A 17886-nucleotide genomic window follows, 5' to 3' on the forward strand; every position below is an offset into this window, starting at 1 on the left:
AAACACTTGACCTTCTAAGCGTAGTAAGCCGGATAAATACAGTAAGAGCTACCTCGGCTCAGCAAAACTAACTGTCGACTGCTATCGAGAAAGGAAAAAATGATGAAGGTCAAACGCATAACCATAACCACTGTGGCGCTAAGCGTTGCACTCGCTATCGCAGGATGCAAGGAGGCGATGCCCTCTGTCAGTCCCGCAAAGCCACCAAGCGTTCCGGTGGCCGAAGTGATCGTTCGTCCGGTGACGCCATTTGTCGAACTCACAGGTTCGCTGACCGCGGTCAAGCGGGTTGAGCTGCGCCCGAGGGTTGCTGGCTATATTCAGAACGTAAGCCTGCCCGAGGGACGCTTCGTCGAAAAGGGCAGCGAGCTCTTTCTCATTGATCCTCGGGTGTTCCAAGCCGCGCTGAACGCCGCGACGGCGCACCTGCGCCAGGCTGAAGCGGCATCGATACTTGCCCAAACGGAATATGCACGAGCCGAACAGCTATTTGCCCAAAAGATCGTTGCTCGTGATCGCTTCGACATCGCAACCGCCTCTATGAATGCAAGCAAAGCACAGGTCGACGCCGCAAAGGCAGCGGTGGATGCCGCACAATTGGATCTGAGTTTCGCACGTGTCACGGCGCCGATCAGTGGACGTGTCGGCCAAGCCCTCGTTACAGAAGGCAACTACGTCTTCAGCGGCGAGACGCCACTCACGACTATTGTTTCTATCGATCCCATCCACGTCTATTTCGATGTAGACGAACGCACTTATTTGCGATCGCTCGCCGCAGGCCGAGACCACACTACCACGCATGGTCCACAGGCGGAAAAGGTCATGGTGGCACTGCTCACCGACAAGACGTATTCGAGGCCAGGCCGTGTCGACTTCCTCTCCAACACCAGCGATCGTGGGACGGGAACAGTGCGTATCCGCGCTGTTGTCAACAACCCCGATGGGCATTTGACGCCCGGTCTTTTTGCCAAGGTCAAACTAGAAACTGGGTCGCCGCAAGCGAGGGTTCTGGTTTCCGATCATTCGATTGGTACCGATCAAGGTAGCCACTATGTGCTCGTTGTCGGCAAAGACGACAAGACGGAATACCGGCCAGTCGAGCTGGGTCCGGTGGTCGAGGGGTTGCGCGTGATCGAACAAGGTCTACAGCCCGGCGAGCACATCGTTGTCAAGGGGCTGATAGGCCCGGGCATGCAGGTCACGCCACAGTCCGCTGCGATTGACGGTACACCTATTGCGGTGTCACAAACCTCGGGAGCCGTACAATGACATTCCCACGTTTCTTCATCGATCGCCCGATTTTTGCCATCGTCCTTTCAGTTTTGATGGTGCTCGCTGGCATCGTTGCCTTCTTCCAATTGCCGCTCAGCGAGTATCCGACCGTGACGCCGCCGACGGTTCAGGTAACCGCTTCCTACCCGGGTGCCAATCCCAAGGTGATTGCTGAAACGGTAGCCGCGCCACTCGAGCAGGCGATCACCGGGGTCGAGGGCATGCTATACATGTCGTCACAATCAGCCACTGACGGCCGAATGATCCTGACCGTCACGTTTGCGCAAGGGACGAATGCCGATATGGCACAGATCCAGGTACAAAACCGCGTCTCGCGCGCTCTGCCGCGTTTGCCGGAGGAGGTGCAGCGCCAAGGCGTCATTACGCAGAAGACCTCGCCGGACATCCTGATGGTGGTTCACCTGTTATCGCCAGACAAACGCTACGACCCTCTCTATATTTCGAACTACGCTTACCTCCAGGTGCGCGACGATCTGTCCCGTATCCCGGGAATCAGCGACGTTCTGGTTTGGGGAGCTGGTGAATATAGTATGCGGCTCTGGCTCGATCCGAGCCTAATCGCCGCACGAGGGCTGACAGCGGGCGATGTGATTGCCGCTGTGCGCGAGCAGAACGTACAGGTGGCGGCTGGCTCCGTCGGTCAGGCTCCCAATTCCAGTGCCGCGTTCCAAGTGACAGTGAACACGCTCGGGCGGTTAACCGATGAGGAGCAGTTCGGCGACATCATCATTCGTACGGGCGGCGACGGCCAGGTGACGCGCTTGCGCGATGTTGCCCGCATTGAGATGGGGGCCGATACCTACGCATTGCGCAGCCTGCTTGACGGTGAACCTGCCGTCGCGCTGCAAATCATCCAGAGTCCGGGCGCCAACGCACTCGACGTTGCGCAGGCGGTGCGTACAACCATGCAGCGGCTTGAAGGCAACTTTCCGGAAGGACTCAGCTCGCGCATCGCGTATGACCCGACGGTCTTTGTCCGTGCCTCGCTGGAGTCGGTGGTAACCACCTTGTTGGAGGCGATTCTTCTTGTCGTTATCGTGGTGGTGCTGTTCCTGCGCAACTGGCGTGCTTCGCTCATACCCCTTATAGCGGTGCCAGTGTCGCTGATCGGCACCTTTGCCGTCATGCATCTGATGGGTTTCTCACTGAACACGTTGTCGTTGTTTGGCCTGGTGCTTTCAATCGGGATCGTCGTCGATGACGCGATCGTAGTGGTTGAGAATGTCGAACGTCACATCGAAAATGGTGAGGAACCCATGCAGGCCGCGCGGCTTGCCATGGACGAAGTCACCGGTCCTATTATCGCGATCACCTCGGTACTTGCCGCCGTTTTCATTCCGACCGCTTTTCTAAGCGGCTTACAGGGTGAGTTCTATCGACAGTTTGCGCTCACGATTGCGATTTCAACCATTCTGTCGGCAGTTAATTCACTCACGCTCAGCCCTGCGCTCGCAGGACTCTTGTTGCGCCCGCGCCAAGCGGCAATAGTGCGAGTTCCGCGCAGTTTGCGTGGCCGCGCCGATCAGTTGTTTCGGACACTAGGCCAGCCGTTCCAGCATGCACCTGACGCTTATGGCAACACGGTGCGCAAAGTGGTGCGGATTAGCGGCGTGGCGCTTCTGGTTTACGCCGGACTCCTTGCGTTGACCTTCTTCGGATTCAAGGCCGTCCCGCCCGGCTTCGTGCCCATGCAGGACAAATATTATCTTGTCGCAATCGCCCAGCTGCCAAACGCCTCGTCACTGGACCGCACCGACGCAGTCGTCAAACAGATGTCGAAGATCGCGCTGACCGAATCAGGTGTCGAAAGTGTCGTTGCGTTTCCCGGCCTTTCTATAAATGGTTTCGTCAACGTGCCAAATGCCGCGGTAATATTCATCATGCTCGACCCGTTTAAAGATCGCACGACACCCGATCTCAGCGCTATGGCGATTGCGGGGCGCTTGCAAGCCCAATTTGCCAGCATCCCCGATGGTTTCCTCGGCGTGTTCCCGCCACCACCGGTGCCTGGCCTTGGCGCGACGGGCGGATTTAAGATGCAGGTCGAGGACCGCAGCGGTGCCGGGCTCGCAGCTCTGGTGCAGCAGACCCAGATCCTGATGACAAAAGCTACCGAGTCAGGTGAGGTGGCTGGGCTTATGACCAGTCTTGACATCAATGCGCCGCAGTTAGATGTCACCATCGATCGCACTCAGGTTATGAGCCAGGGGGTTCGTCTGGCTGATGTGTTCGAGTCGCTTCAGGTCTATCTCGGATCTCTATATATCAACGACTTCAACCGCTTCGGTCGAACCTATAAGGTGACGGCCCAAGCCGATGCAGACCACCGCATGCAAGCCGAATCTATCGGCCGCCTGCAGGTGCGCAACGCGGCCGGAGATATGCTGCCGTTGTCCTCCTTTGTCACTGTGACGCCAAGTGCCGGCCCAGACCGCGTGATGCACTACAACGGCTACCCTACGGCCGACATCTCGGGCGGTGCGATGGCTGGCGTCAGCTCGGGGCAGGCTGTTGCGGTCATGGAACGATTAGCCAAGGAGGTTTTGCCTGAAGGCATGAGCTTCGAATGGACTGATCTTACCTACCAGCAAAAACTGGCTGGCGATTCGGCGCTGTTCATTTTCCCATTGTGCCTGCTGCTCGCTTATCTCATCCTCGCCGCGCAATACAACAGCTGGCTGCTGCCTCTGGCGGTTCTGCTGATCGTGCCGATGTGTCTTTTGAGCGCGATTACCGGTGTCTGGCTGGCTGGGGGCGACAACAACGTCTTTGTTCAGATTGGGCTTATCGTGCTCGTCGGTTTGGCGGCCAAAAACGCAATATTGATCGTCGAGTTTGCACGCAGCCTCGAAGCTGCAGGAACAAGTGCGCTGGAGGCGGTCGTTGAGGCTTGTCGATTGCGGTTGCGGCCTATTGTGATGACCTCATTGGCATTTATTGCTGGCGTCGTACCGTTGATATTGGCAAGCGGTGCTGGGGCCGAAATGCGTCAGGCTATGGGGATTGCGGTCTTCGCAGGTATGCTCGGCGTGACATTGTTCGGATTATTCTTGACGCCGGTTTTTTATGTAGTGATACGTGGCTTGGAGGCTCACTTCGAGCGGCACAGTTCAAGTGCTAAGCCGCACATTGAGGAGAGCATGTCATGAGAAGTCCATACCAAGCAGTTCTGTTACCCCTGAGTGCGCTAATCTTGACTGGATGCGCGGCGGTGGGCCCAAACTACTCACTACCTTCACGCAGTTTCCGGCCAGTTTCAGTGAGCCTCCCGCCGGTCTTGGAATAGGGGCCGTTGAGGTGAAGTGATGGGGCACCTTCGACGATCCAGCTCTGAACATCATGATCCAGCTGGCGCTCGCGGCGAACCATGACATAGGTATCGCTGTCGTTCGGCTCGAAGAGGCAAAGGCCATGTTGGGTGAGAGCCGTCAGGGCTTCCTGCCGAGCGGTGGCGCTGAGCTTGGTTATGAGAACCGTCGCCGGAGTGAGGTCGAGACGCCCCATAGTCAGTCGCGTCAGATAGAAACCTATCGCGGCGCGGTAGACGCTTCCTGGGAAATCGATCTTTTTGGCCGTGTGCGGCGATCGGTGGAGGCCGCACAGGCGCAAGCAGGCTCCCGCGAGGCTCTGCTGCGTGGTGTGCAGGCGGGGGTCGCTGCTGCGGTGGCTGCCACTTGGTTCGAGCTACGCGGTATCGAGGCCGAACTAGCTGTAGCCGCCGACATCAGCCAAAGCCAGCGCGAAAGCCTGAGTCTGGTCGAACGTCTCGTGCACGCCGGTTCTGCCAGCGAATTCGACCAGCTCCGTGCCGAGGCCTTGTTGCACCATGTCGAGGTGGCCGTGCCCGAACTGGAGCGCCGCCGTGCGGCCTCCAGCAATGCACTGGCCATTCTTCTTGGCGAAACGCCCCTGACGTTTAGACCACCTGCTGTAACGCCTGCGCGTGAAGCGCTTGCTGTTCGAACAATCGCCGTGGGCGATCCCGCAGCACTCCTTTCTCGGCGTGCTGATATTGCGGCGGCTGAACGGACTCTCGCTGCGGCGACCGCTCGGATTGGGGTCGAGACGGCTGGTTTCTACCCCGAGATCCAAGTGCATGGTTCAATCGGGCTTGTTGCTGGAAGTCTCGATGAAGTAAATGGCTCCGGAGTGTTGTCCAGCTTCCTCGGCCCGGTCATTCGCTGGTCTCTTTTCGATACTGGGCGCGTGCGTGCCCGCATCGCCGCCAGCGAGGCACGTACCCAAGAGGCGTTGATCGTCTACGACCAGACCGTGTTGCGCGCACTGCAGGAAACCGAGGATGCCTTCAAAGCCTATGGCGCCGCGGGTAGCACGCTTGAGCTGCGTCTGCTTGAGTCAGCCGCAAATCGCGAGGCGGCTCGTCTTGCCCGTGTGCGGTTCTCAGCAGGTGAAGGCATCTACCTTGATGTGCTCGAAGCCGAACGGTCCGACTTTGCAAGCCGGCGTGCGCTGGCAATCGCTCGCACCCACCAACAGCTTGCCGTTGTCAGCATCTACAAGGCGCTGGGTGGCGGCTGGGAGATCTGCGCGCAGGCGGATCAGGACTGCAGTGGCGCCGACGGCATTTCGAACGGACGCGTCGTGAAATAAATCACACATAGGACTTGACCTTCCCATGGTTGGAAGCATTAAGCTTTTTTTAACTCAACATTTAAGGAGTAGTTCAATGGCTTCTGTTTCCTTGCCACAAAACGCCAATCAATCCGTGTCCGCAGGCACTCGTCTGAGCCTGCCTGTCGAAGGCATGACGTGTGCATCATGTGTCGGCCGTGTCGAGCGAGCGTTGAAAGCGGTCCCCGGGGTGCAGACGGCCGTGGTCAATCTCGCTACCGAACGCGCCGACATTACTTTCCCCGGCGTAGCCAATCCGCAGGCGGCTGTTCACGCCATTCAGAGCGCTGGCTACACCATTCGCGAAGAGACCATCGAGTTGGCGATTGAGGACATGACCTGCGCATCATGTGTGGGCCGGGTAGAGAAAGCGCTCGTAAAAATTCCGGGCGTGCTCGAAGCCACTGTAAATCTGGCGACCGAGCGCGCGAGGGTGCGCCATTTTGCAGGGGTCGTCTCCACGGCAGATCTTGAAGCCGCTGTCGAACAGGCGGGCTACAAGTCCCGTCGCTTGTCCGCCGAAACGGCGAATGCTAGCGATCAGGACACTGAGCGTCGTGAGAGCGAGGCGCGGGCACTGCGACGTTCTTTCATCACTGCAGCCATCATCACCTTGCCCGTATTCATCCTTGAGATGGGCTCTCACCTTATTCCCGCCATGCATCATTGGGTGATGGGGGTTCTGGGGCAACAGACCAACTGGTATGTGCAGTTCGTGCTCGCCACCCTGGTCCTGTTCGGTCCTGGTCTGCGCTTCTTCCTAAAAGGGGTACCGGCGTTGCTGCGCGGTGCTCCTGACATGAACTCACTGGTCTCGGTCGGCACCGCGGCGGCTTATGGCTATTCGATCGTCGCAACCTTTGCCCCTGAAGCGCTGCCGCAAGGCACTGCCAACGTCTATTTTGAAGCTGCTGCGGTCATCGTTACCTTGATCCTGCTCGGACGCATGCTGGAGGCGCGCGCCAAGGGGCGAACCTCACAAGCGATCAAGCGGCTCGTCGGACTTCAGGCTAAGACCGCGCGCGTCCAGCGCAACGGCGAAACGTTTGAAATACCGCTCGATCAGGTGATGACTAGTGACATAGTGCTCGTTCGTCCGGGCGAGAAGATTCCGGTCGACGGCGAAGTCGTCGAAGGTGCCTCTTATGTTGACGAGAGCATGATCACCGGCGAGCCGGTGCCCGTATCTAAAGGGGTGGGAGCCGAAGTTGTCGGCGGCACTATCAACAAGACGGGCGCTTTCAGTTTTTGCGTCACCAAGGTCGGCGCGAATACGGTGCTCGCGCAGATCATTCGTCTGGTCGAGCAAGCGCAGGGGTCAAAGCTGCCGATCCAGGCGCTGGTCGACAAAGTGACCATGTGGTTCGTCCCAGCGGTGATGGCAGCTGCCACGCTGACCTTCCTCGTCTGGCTAATCTTCGGCCCGTCCCCAGCGCTGACCTTTGCGCTAGTTAATGCGGTCGCGGTTCTTATTATCGCTTGTCCGTGCGCTATGGGACTGGCCACGCCGACCTCAATCATGGTTGGCACCGGCCGTGCGGCCGAGCTCGGCGTACTCTTTCGTAAGGGCGAAGCTTTGCAGGCGTTGCGCGATGTGAGCGTTATCGCGCTCGACAAAACCGGCACGCTGACCAAAGGACGCCCCGAGCTGACCGATCTCGTGCCTGCCGAGGGATTTGAATACAACGAAGTTCTTGCTCTTGTTGCGGCCGTCGAGACCCGCTCCGAGCACCCGATTGCCGAATCGATCGTCACAGCCGCAAAGCAGTTGAACCTCACCCTTGCACCTATTGAGAGCTTCGACGCAACACCGGGCTTCGGCGTGTCGGCCAAGGTCGCAGGTCGTACCGTCGCCGTCGGTGCGGATCGGTTTATGACGCAGCTCGGTCTGGATGTGTCGAGCTTGCAGTCCACCGCCCTGCGTCTTGGTGAGCAAGGCAAGAGCCCACTTTATGCCGCGATCGACGGCCGCTTGGCAGCGGTGATTGCAGTCGCAGATCCAATTAAAGAAACAACGCCTGAAGCAATCAAGGCGCTGCACGCGCTCGGACTGAAAGTAGCGATGATCACTGGCGACAATGCGGCGACCGCTGCGGCGATTGCCGAGCAGCTTGGCATCGATGAAGTCTTAGCCGAGGTTCTCCCCGATGGTAAAGTCGAGGCGCTGAAGAAGTTCCGGAACAATGGCGCGCGAGTCGCCTTCGTGGGAGACGGTATCAACGACGCGCCAGCACTCGCCGAAGCTGATGTTGGGCTCGCCATCGGCACGGGAACCGATGTAGCGATAGAAGCTGCTGACGTGGTGCTAATGTCGGGCGACTTGCGTGGCGTGACGAATGCGATCGCGCTTAGTCAGGCCACGATCCGTAACATTAAGCAGAACCTTTTCTGGGCCTTCGCCTACAACGCCGTGTTGATACCGGTTGCGGCGGGTGCGCTCTACCCGTTGAATGGCACCTTGCTTTCGCCAATTTTCGCAGCGGCCGCAATGGCACTTTCCAGTATATTTGTGCTCGGCAACGCGCTCCGACTCAAGCGTTTCAGGGCTCCGATGATGGTTTAAACCCACACCAAGTCATTGGCTTTTGGGGTGGTAGCGCAAAAGTCACGCTTGGTAGACGAATATTGTTGAAGGAGTAACACAACATGTTTTCACCAAATACGCCCTTGGATCACCTCAAGGACGATTATAGCGACGCCCGAGAACATCTCTTTGCCACTCAAGAGTCGTCACACCTGAGGTGTGGCGGGACTATATGCATTTGATCACCACATTAGCTCTGAGCAATCTTCAGATGGAATATAGACAACATGAATGCGATCTGAATACCTGTATGCCGACGTGTTCTTTACGCCCAGAGAAATATCTGTGCGTAGGTAAACCTCAGTTTTTGAGCGTATTTGATTAATTTACTAGAAGGAGAGAATGATGAATATTGGTCAAGCAGCCAAGTTGTCCGGCATCTCGGCGAAGATGATTCGCTACTACGAACAGATTGGCTTGATACCCAAAGCGAATCGTTCTGATGCTGGCTACCGAAATTACAGCTCGGCAGACGCGCAAAGCTTTCGCTTCATCCGTCGCGCACGCGACCTTGGCTTTTCTGTCGAACAAATCTCGGAACTCCTGGTCTTGTGGTGCAACCGAGATCGCGCGAGCGCCGACGTTAAGGCGTTGGCGCTCTCCCATGCCGACGGACTGAAGGCGAAGATCGTTGAACTACAAGCTATGGTGCAAACGCTCGAGCAGCTAGCCGAAAATTGCCATGGCGATGGCCGCCCGGATTGCCCGATCCTTGCGGATTTGGCTGAGCCAACCGCCGCAGCGAAAGAACGTTCACAAGTTCCACATAGAACACCTCGATTTGGGAGTGACACACCCGCCTCGTCACGCCATCGTCCGCCACGGTGACTAACTCGTGAGCTTCTTCGATGGCGGCGTTTTCCAAGTTAGTTGTCACCATTGACTTACGCATCGAAGAAGCCCAAAAAGCACAATCATCAAGTTCTGTACAAGAACCACGCGAGTCGTGGCTTTGTTGTTTCTTGTCTTTATGCTTTTAAGTTTTTTGCTGTGAGGTCGTTAAACCCTTCACTTACATGACTATACGCTTGAGATAGAAACTTAGAACGTATAATCGAAGTTATAACGCATGCCGATCATGATTTGGTCATTGGTTTCAAGGTATTCGTAATCGGTTTTTTGATATTCGACAAAGGTTCTGAACATAGACGTTAAATGCCATTCAAGCGTAGTGTTGTAGGCATTATAGGTTTTAGAGGTCACATCGTTGCCACCATCATCATATTTAGATACACCTAGCTTAACTTTATAGCTTTCATTGATGGCGTAGCTTGCTACGACGTCAAGTGTGGATCCATCGGCGTCATCTTTGTCTATGTCTTGATAGGCTGCGGCGAGGTATAAAGAGTCGAAGCTCTTTGATAGGGTCACGCCTAGAGTATTTTCATCGGTGCCGTCGTCTAACTCTTTGTTATAAAAAGCCGCAGCGATGTAGATAAAGTCAGTTTTGTAGCGCACGCCGGCGTTGACAAAGTCGCTGCCGTTACTCTCTTTATTGTCGCCGTCGAATTGTCCATCGGCCGAAAATAAGATATCACCAAATTGCTTACGATAGGTGACTAGATTATTCACTCTGAATGGGCTCGCACTGTCATAGGCAAGCGGTGTTCCTGAGCGGTTAAAGATATCGACCGGATCAGAAATCATTTCCTGAGTAACGGCTTGCTTACCGATGGCGAACCGACCAAATAAGCCTTCAATACCGACATATGCTAGACGTGCGTCGCCAAAGTCGCCGTCGTTTTTGATGTCGACTTTAAATTCGCCTTTAGCAAAGCCTGTTAGGCCGTGGCTGAGCTTTTGCTCTGCGGCAAAACCAATCCGTGAGCTGGCATCACTCACATCCCACACTTCGTCTGAACTTAAGTTGCTCACTCCGAATGTTGGGCGTAAAGAACCATAAAAATTAAACTGGGTATCCGATGGCACTGATGGCTCATTTTCTTGAGCTTCGAGCATGGCGAGTCTCTGCTGAATTTGTTGTAACTCAGTGCGTAATTCGTCATTGGTTTCTGCTGTATTATTGGCTTGAACGGCAAAAATAGGTGTGGCAAAGCTCAGCACAAGTATGGCTGATGTGAGTTTAGACGGTTTCATTTATGTTTCCTTACATAACAACTACTCGCGTTACGCTAATGGATTTTGTTGCCGATTGAGCTGTATCGCTAGTAGTAAGGAGCTGCACTTGTGATAGTGCTGGGGAGGCGCCTAACTAAGAAAATTAGGCTTCGTAACTCAGCAGCTGACAGATAAAAGCGGTCAGCTGGTTTTGGAAAGGTGCAATCCTATCAATCCCGCCAAAACAGCGGGACGTTAGAGGGAGGATTAGAGTATGGTCGCGGCCATTTTGCGGCGCAGGTAAGCGATTTGCTGCATGTGTGGCAAATCTTTGGGGCAGTTATCTTGGCAGCCGAGTAGCGTCATACAGCCGAACACGCCATCTTGATTGCCAATCACATGGTAGAAATCATCCGCGCTGCGGCTGTCTCTGCTATCCATTTCGAAGCGGGCAATTTTCATCATGCCAACCGCGCCGACAAAGGTGTCACGCATTTGTTTGGTGGCGCAGGCCGACACGCAAACGCCACATTCGACGCAGCGTTCTAGCTCATAGATCCGCGCGGCTTCTTCAGGTGCCATTGGATTTTCGAGGCGATGAATGTCCTGATCATCGGGTCTAGGGTGCAGCCACAGTTTTAAGCGTTCGGCTAATTCACGCATAAATTTACCCGTGTTCACCGATAAGTCGCCAATCAGCTCGAAGCCTGGTAGCGGCATGAGGGTGATTTCGCCATTAGGATAATTTGCCGTTAACGTGCGACAGGCAAGCGTGGGGAAACCATTGATCACCATGGCGCAACTGCCACAGATGCCCGCGCGGCAGACAAAGTCGAACTGCAGTGAAGGGTCTTGTAGCTCACGTAGTTGATTTAAGGCGATAAATACTGTCATGCCCGGTGTTTCAGTCAACTGATAACGTTCCATCTTTGGCTTGTCTTGGCCATCTTGCGGATCGTAGCGAAAGATATTAAAGCTGATTTGACGGCTCATAGTGGTTTGTTTCCTACCGGTTGGGCTGGAGTGATCGCTAAGGTATCGCTGAGGCGTTCATTAGGAGCCTGCAGGTGGCTTGGCAGCTCGTATGGCATCAGGGCTCGCTGCAGTGTGTCTCTATCGGGGTCATCACCTAAGCTCGCGAGCACTTGATTGATTTCTTGTACGCGTTTTTCGGTATCTGGATGGGCGATAGTATTGTCGTTACCGTAGCCCCGGTATCCCGGTGGTAGCTCCATTTTCATCACATCTAGCGCTTCATAACGCAGTACTGGTTCAAGTGATTCGGCATCTGGCCAAGTTGCCAGCGTGCGGTTGAGCCAATCTTTATCGTTGCGTTGTGGGTAATCTTCCCGTGAATGTGCGCCGCGGCTTTCAGTGCGAGCTTCTGCGCCACAGGCGACGGTTAGGGCTACTTTCAACATACGGGTGACGCGCAGCGCTTCGACTAACTCAGGATTGGAGTGACGTTTTTTACATTTAAGGCCAAGATTTTTTGCCCGCAGCAGTAAGTCTTTCAAGCCTTTGATGGCTTTATCTAACTCGGGTCCATTACGGAAGATCCCGACGTAGTTCATCATGATGCGTTGCATTTCTTTCTTTATTTGGAAGGGGTTTTCTGTGCCGTTGCCTTCGATCAGCCCATCGATTTCTTGCTGTAATTTATCGATGAATTTTTGAGTCAGTGCGGTATCAATTTCTAAGTCGTTATTCTCACAAAAATCAGCCACATATTTACCGATGATCATGCCGCCGACCACAGTTTCTGCCACCGAATTACCGCCTAAACGGTTAAAACCATGCATGTCCCAACAGGCCGCTTCTCCGACACTGAACAGTCCTTTGAGTTGTGGACTCTCACCTGTGGCATTGGTGCGCACACCGCCCATGGAGTAATGCTGGGTTGGCCTGACGGGGATCCAATCTTTGCACGGATCGATACCGAGGAAGTAATCACAAATCTCTTTCACTTCGCGCAGGTTGGTTTCGATATGCTCACGGCCCAGCTGCGTAATATCCAGCCACAGATGCGGGCCGTAAGGGCTTTCGACTCCATTGCCTTTGCGCATGTGTTCTGTCATGCGGCGAGAAACCACATCGCGGGAGGCGAGTTCTTTTTTCTCTGGCTCGTAATCTGGCATAAAGCGATGACCGTCTTTATCGCGCAGAATACCGCCATCACCACGACAACCTTCAGTGGTAAGGATCCCCGCGGGCACTATGGCGGTAGGGTGAAACTGCACCGCTTCCATATTGCCTAAGGTGGCGACACCTGTGTCGAGTGCTAACGCTTGGCCTATGCCTTCGCAGATGGTGGCATTGGTCGATATTTCATAAATCTTGCCATAACCGCCAGTGGCGATGGTGGTGGATTTGGCGACATAAGCGCGCAATTCACCTGTGACTAAACAGCGGGCAATGACTCCATGGCAACGCTTACCGTCATGGATCAGCGACAGTGCTTCAATCCGTTCATGTACTGGAATGCCCATGGAGATAGCTTGGTTATCGACCGCGTACAGTAAAGAGTGGCCAGTGCCGTCTGCGGTGTAACAGGTACGCCATTTTTTTGTGCCACCAAAATCGCGGGCATTGATTAGGCCGTGAGCTTCTTCAGCCTCATTGAGCGTTACCCTTTGCGCGTTCATGATGACTTCACGTGGGCCGGCGGATATTCTCGACCAAGGTACGCCCCAGTTGGTGAGTTCGCGGATCGCTTTTGGTGCAACGTGGGCAAACATGCGTGCGACGTCTTGATCGCAGCCCCAGTCAGAACCTTTTACCGTGTCTTGAAAGTGAATGTCTTCGTTATCGCCCATGCCTTTAACGGTATTGCCTAGGCTGGCTTGCATTCCGCCCTGTGCGGCGGCCGAATGTGAACGTTTTGCGGGAATTAACGATAGCACTAAGGTATCTAGGCCTCGCTCTTTGGTGGCAATCGCGACTCTAAGGCCTGCCAATCCTGCGCCAATGACTAATGAGTCTGTATAAATGATTTTCAAATCAGATCCTTATCTAATAATTTAGATAACATTTCATGGATTTATCATTGCGCTCCTCGGGCATAGATGCGCTGCAACTATGTATCAGAGGAGGATCCGTATGTTGTTTGTCTTGCTATATAGGCTAAGTGCGCCGATAGCGTCATGCCCATTACTGAGGAATAAACGGTTGTACCGGCAAAACTAATTCGATACCAATATTGATATAGGTCACTAGGCTTAATGTGCCTAAACACAATAAATAGACGATCAATACTTGCGCTATAGTGCGGATAAGTGGACGGTTACTACTCACACCCCACTTTAATATCACTCGGTATAAACCAACGATGCCGTGGAATAACACGATAGGTAAAAACACCACGTATAAGAGCCAAGCGTTATCGTGGTAAACCCGTTCGGCCGAAAGGTGAGGGCCAATATCAGGGTTTAAAATCATAGTGGCAAGATGGGCTGACACTAAGAAAAACAGTAAGAAACCGGTGATCATCTGCCAGAACCATGCTTGGGTATCTCTATGCTTGATAGTCGACATGAAGCCACGCATCGCTCGCCATTGACCTAATTGCACCGGAAAACGACGTAGTGCGGTGGCGGCATGTACTGCAACAATCACCAGCATAATGACTGAAATGATCTGGGTCACGATGGGGAAGCCATGACCCGTCGAGCTAAACATACTGCCTTCTAAGAATTGCACCATGTGAAAGAAGGTTTCTTTACCAAATAAAATGCTCGCCTCGAAATGCATATGAAATAAGAGGAAAATACCTAATATAAGCCCTGTCGCACTTTGTAAGCAGTCTGCTTTAGCCGACCAAGCTTGGCCAAATGGTCCGCCGTTAATGGCGGTAGGAACACGCGTTTTTGCTGACATTAATTCACCTCTTACTCGATTTGCTATGGCGTGAATGTACCTGCATCACGCCAAAACAAAGTCTATAGATACAGATTAAAAGAAGAGGGTTAATCCATTTGTAGGCATTAGCCCTGAGAGCACTTAGGGTAAAATTGAGCTACAGCATCATGCCGCCAAACAGGAAGGCCAATGCCACACTGGTGGCAATCGTCACAACGCCAGGGACCAGGAACGGATGGTTAAATACCGCCTTACCAATCCGAGTCGAGCCGGTATCATCCATCTCGACCGCAGCCAGTAGCGTGGGGTAAGTCGGTAATACAAACAGCGCGCTGACGGCGGCGAACGAGGCTACGGCTGTCAATGGACTTACGCCAATCGCCAAGGCTGCGGGCATTAGCGCTTTTGTTGTCGCGCCTTGGGAGTAGAGCAGCATGGAGGCAAAGAATAAGGTTACCGATAATAACCAGGGCTGACTTTGCAGTAAGGTGCCGGCTAAATCTTTGATTTCCTCGATATGATTCGACACTAAGGTATCGCCTAACCAAGCCACACCTAATACACAGACACAGGCTGACATGCCTGACTTGAAGGTGGCCGCATTGGATATTTCGCTCGCGTCTAACTTACAGAAAATCGTAATAGCGGCAGCTGCCGTGAGCATCAGCACCATAATGGCGGCGTCGCGTGGCAATACAGGGTCAACAATCAAACCGACTTTGTCAGATATCGCAGTGGCATAGGCCATGACAGCCGCAATCGCCAGCAAGAAAATCATCACAGATCGTTTCGCGCCGGCTTTAATTTTGATCTCAGTTTTACCGCGTGTTTTAACTAAACCTTTGGCTAAGCGTTCTTGATAGACAGGATCATCGGCCAGTTCTTTACCCATTAAGTTGGCAACAACGGCTCCGACCATGCAGGCGAGGAAAGTTGAGGGAATACAAACGGCTAACAGTACTAAATAATCTACGCCAAACGGCTCTAAGATACCTGAGAAGAACACGACAGCCGCTGAAATCGGTGAGGCGGTAATGGCGACTTGAGATGCGACAACGGCAATAGATAAGGGACGAGAGGGGCGAATGCCTTGCTCTTTTGCGACTTCGGCAATAACAGGTAAGGTGGAGAATGCTGTGTGGCCTGTACCCGCAAAGAGTGTCATGAAATAGGTGACGACAGGGGCCAGAAAGGTGATTTGTTTGGGATGCTTACGTAATAATTTTTCTGCCAGTGAGACTAAATAATCCATCCCTCCAGACACTTGCATGGCCGCAATCGCGGTGATAACTGACATAATGATGAGGATCACGTCAATCGGGATATTGCCCGGTTTGAGTCCCATCCCCGCGGTCAGTATCAGTACCCCGACACCGCCAGCGAAGCCGACTCCCATGCTACCCATCCTTGCACCAAGGTAAATAGCCCCGAGGACGATAATTATCTCTAATATAATCATAGTGTTAACTCTATTTTATTTTTTAATTTCAATAGCCTACGCATATTCACTCTGCGCAGGCTTATTCTTGAATCATCGAGTTGTGGGCTGGGAAAGGCTCCCCAGCCCCACTGAGTTACACTTTGGCTTTGCTGGTATTGCGTTTAGCCTGATATTTAGGATTCATCAGGTTTTCAACTGAGAGAATGTCATCGAGTTCTTCAACCGTTAACAAACCGCGTTCGAGTACCACTTCACGGACATTTTTACCCGTTTGAGCGCAAATCTTGCCTATGATGTCACCTTCATGGTGGCCGATGATTGGGTTAAGGTAGGTCACGATCCCGATAGAGTTCATCACATGGGCCATGCAGATCTCTGGATTTGCTGTGATACCTTCAACGCATTTTTCACGTAGAGAGATACAGGCATTGCCCATCAAACTGAGCGACTCAAACATTGCCTGTCCAATCACAGGTTCCATTACGTTAAGCTGTAATTGGCCAGCTTCGGCGGCCATAGTGATAGTGATATCATTGCCGACAATCTTAAACGCAACCTGATTGACGACCTCAGGGATCACAGGGTTAACCTTGGCTGGCATGATGGAGGAACCCGCTTGCAGCTCAGGAAGATTAATCTCCTTCAGACCTGTACGTGGACCCGATGAAAGTAAGCGTAGGTCGTTACAAATCTTGGACATTTTAATCGCCATACGCTTAATTGCACTGTGCAGCATAACGTAGGCACCACAATCGGATGTCGCTTCGATTAAATCTTCCGCTGGCACATAGGCACGCCCAGTAATGTCTGCCAGATACTTAATGGCTAATGCGGAATAACCGACAGGCGTATTGAGCCCTGTACCAATGGCGGTTGCGCCTAAGTTCACTTCTAACAACAACTCTTGGCAACGTTTGATGGACTTAATTTCTTCTCGCAATGTAACTGCAAAGGCATGAAACTCTTGGCCTAAGGTCATAGGCACTGCATCTTGCAATTGAGTGCGGCCCATTTTTAAGATGGTTTTAAACTCTGTGGCTTTAGTGTCGAAAGCGCTGATAAGGTCGGTTAATGCATCTAACAGAATATCGGTACTGTTGATGACCGCAATACGGAAACCTGTTGGATAGGCATCGTTAGTCGATTGGCATTTATTGACATGGTCATTAGGGTTGATGACATCGTAACGGCCTTTTTCAAGCCCCATGATTTCCAGTGCAACGTTGGCTAATACCTCATTGGTATTCATGTTGACCGAAGTACCTGCGCCTCCTTGATAAACATCGACCGGAAATTGATCAACAAATCGACCCGTTGTGAGTATCAGATCGCACGCTTCAATAATTTTGTCAGCGATTTCAGGACTTACAGCGCCTAATTCACTGTTAGCCATGGCAGCGGCTTTTTTTGTTAGCATCATGCCACGGACTAATTCAGGTACATCGGAAATTTTTTGATTACTCAGCTTAAAGTTTTCGATGGCACGCAATGTATGTATGCCATAATAAAATTCATTGGAAACTTCTTTCGTGCCCAATAAATCTTCTTCGATCCGTACGCTATTAGTATCTTTCATTTCGATCCTATTAAATCCAATTAATAGTAAGATATATCTCCGAGTATTGAGTTGTGGATGTGTACAATAAGTATACGTAACACATCAAGAATAACTCATCGAAAACATGAAGGAGAATCGTCTCCTTGACTATCGAAGTAGATCTTAACGCTTTGGCAATAACAGGATTAGGATGGTGATCACTTAACTGTATGAAATAGTGTATTTCTTTTTTTTCTTAGATAAGTCTCTCAACTCGGATCACTAGTGTGAGCCATTACTTTTTGATGCAAATTAGCTATAGATTTGTTATTCGTTAACCAATCGGCGACATATTTATTCAAGTGTTTTTAAAATTAAATAAACCATACGATATTTAATTGTCACTGCGTCAATAGCGAATAATCATTAGTTAAATCTACTCAATAATAAATGCATGGTGTTTTCCTTAAAGTTTAAATAATC

Annotated in this window: 10 protein-coding genes and 1 pseudogene; 5 read left to right on the forward strand and 6 right to left on the reverse strand. The window is 52.6% G+C overall.

Annotated features, from left to right (window positions below; genetic code table 11):
• Window positions 1-102 precede the first annotated feature (102 nt).
• The 5 genes and pseudogenes from HUB64_RS13060 (at window position 103) to cueR (ending at window position 9337) form a co-directional block, all read left to right on the forward strand.
• A complete protein-coding gene (locus HUB64_RS13060; protein ID WP_173497919.1) occupies window positions 103-1269 on the forward strand; it encodes an efflux RND transporter periplasmic adaptor subunit in 1167 nt (388 codons plus the stop codon).
• Window positions 1266-4442, forward strand: a complete 3177-nt coding sequence (locus HUB64_RS13065; protein ID WP_173497142.1) for an efflux RND transporter permease subunit — start codon at window positions 1266-1268, stop codon at window positions 4440-4442. Before HUB64_RS13060 ends, HUB64_RS13065 begins: the two co-directional genes overlap by 4 nt.
• A gap of 169 nt (window positions 4443-4611) precedes the next feature.
• Window positions 4612-5904, forward strand: a pseudogene (locus tag HUB64_RS13070) (efflux transporter outer membrane subunit); the annotation flags it as partial.
• 76 nt (window positions 5905-5980) lie between these two features.
• Window positions 5981-8488, forward strand: coding sequence for a heavy metal translocating P-type ATPase (locus HUB64_RS13075; RefSeq protein WP_173497143.1), 2508 nt, complete (start codon window positions 5981-5983; stop codon window positions 8486-8488).
• Between the two features lie 366 nt (window positions 8489-8854).
• On the forward strand, window positions 8855-9337 hold the full coding sequence (cueR, locus tag HUB64_RS13080; protein ID WP_173248699.1) for a Cu(I)-responsive transcriptional regulator: 483 nt from the start codon (window positions 8855-8857) through the stop codon (window positions 9335-9337).
• Window positions 9338-9550: 213 nt separating this feature from the next.
• Here cueR and HUB64_RS13085 read toward each other — a convergent pair whose 3' ends face one another.
• The 6 genes from HUB64_RS13085 to aspA all read right to left on the reverse strand — a co-directional run bounded on the left by HUB64_RS13085 (window position 9551) and on the right by aspA (window position 17442).
• Window positions 9551-10606, reverse strand: coding sequence for a porin (locus HUB64_RS13085; protein ID WP_173247035.1), 1056 nt, complete (start codon window positions 10604-10606; stop codon window positions 9551-9553).
• A 228-nt stretch (window positions 10607-10834) separates the two neighbouring features.
• Entirely contained in the window at window positions 10835-11560 is a 726-nt protein-coding gene (locus HUB64_RS13090) for a fumarate reductase iron-sulfur subunit (protein WP_105251338.1), read from the reverse strand.
• Window positions 11557-13566, reverse strand: coding sequence for a fumarate reductase flavoprotein subunit (locus HUB64_RS13095; protein WP_173247032.1), 2010 nt, complete (start codon window positions 13564-13566; stop codon window positions 11557-11559). The genes HUB64_RS13090 and HUB64_RS13095 overlap by 4 nt, the downstream gene beginning before the upstream one ends.
• 151 nt (window positions 13567-13717) lie before the next feature.
• Complete coding sequence (locus HUB64_RS13100; RefSeq protein ID WP_113940029.1) at window positions 13718-14443, reverse strand: fumarate reductase cytochrome b subunit; 726 nt, start codon at window positions 14441-14443, stop codon at window positions 13718-13720.
• A gap of 139 nt (window positions 14444-14582) precedes the next feature.
• Window positions 14583-15884, reverse strand: coding sequence for an anaerobic C4-dicarboxylate transporter (locus HUB64_RS13105; protein ID WP_105251341.1), 1302 nt, complete (start codon window positions 15882-15884; stop codon window positions 14583-14585).
• A 115-nt stretch (window positions 15885-15999) separates the two neighbouring features.
• The gene (gene aspA, locus HUB64_RS13110; RefSeq protein WP_131524382.1) at window positions 16000-17442 is read right to left on the reverse strand and encodes an aspartate ammonia-lyase; all 1443 of its coding nucleotides are present in this window, start codon (window positions 17440-17442) and stop codon (window positions 16000-16002) included.
• Between the last annotated feature and the right edge of the window lie 444 nt (window positions 17443-17886).

Source organism: Shewanella sp. ISTPL2 (assembly GCF_013283205.1).
GTDB lineage: Bacteria > Pseudomonadota > Gammaproteobacteria > Enterobacterales > Shewanellaceae > Shewanella > Shewanella oncorhynchi.

What these genes read in the sequence shown, in the direction of transcription:
- cueR (WP_173248699.1), top strand. Translation starts at nt 8,855, where the DNA reads ATGAATATTGGTCAAGCAGCCAAGTTGTCCGGCATCTCGGCGAAGATG.
- aspA (WP_131524382.1), bottom strand. Translation starts at nt 17,442, where the DNA reads ATGAAAGATACTAATAGCGTACGGATCGAAGAAGATTTATTGGGCACG.
- HUB64_RS13100 (WP_113940029.1), bottom strand. Translation starts at nt 14,443, where the DNA reads ATGTCAGCAAAAACGCGTGTTCCTACCGCCATTAACGGCGGACCATTT.
- HUB64_RS13085 (WP_173247035.1), bottom strand. Translation starts at nt 10,606, where the DNA reads ATGAAACCGTCTAAACTCACATCAGCCATACTTGTGCTGAGCTTTGCC.
- HUB64_RS13090 (WP_105251338.1), bottom strand. Translation starts at nt 11,560, where the DNA reads ATGAGCCGTCAAATCAGCTTTAATATCTTTCGCTACGATCCGCAAGAT.
- HUB64_RS13105 (WP_105251341.1), bottom strand. Translation starts at nt 15,884, where the DNA reads ATGATTATATTAGAGATAATTATCGTCCTCGGGGCTATTTACCTTGGT.
- HUB64_RS13065 (WP_173497142.1), top strand. Translation starts at nt 1,266, where the DNA reads ATGACATTCCCACGTTTCTTCATCGATCGCCCGATTTTTGCCATCGTC.
- HUB64_RS13075 (WP_173497143.1), top strand. Translation starts at nt 5,981, where the DNA reads ATGGCTTCTGTTTCCTTGCCACAAAACGCCAATCAATCCGTGTCCGCA.
- HUB64_RS13060 (WP_173497919.1), top strand. Translation starts at nt 103, where the DNA reads ATGAAGGTCAAACGCATAACCATAACCACTGTGGCGCTAAGCGTTGCA.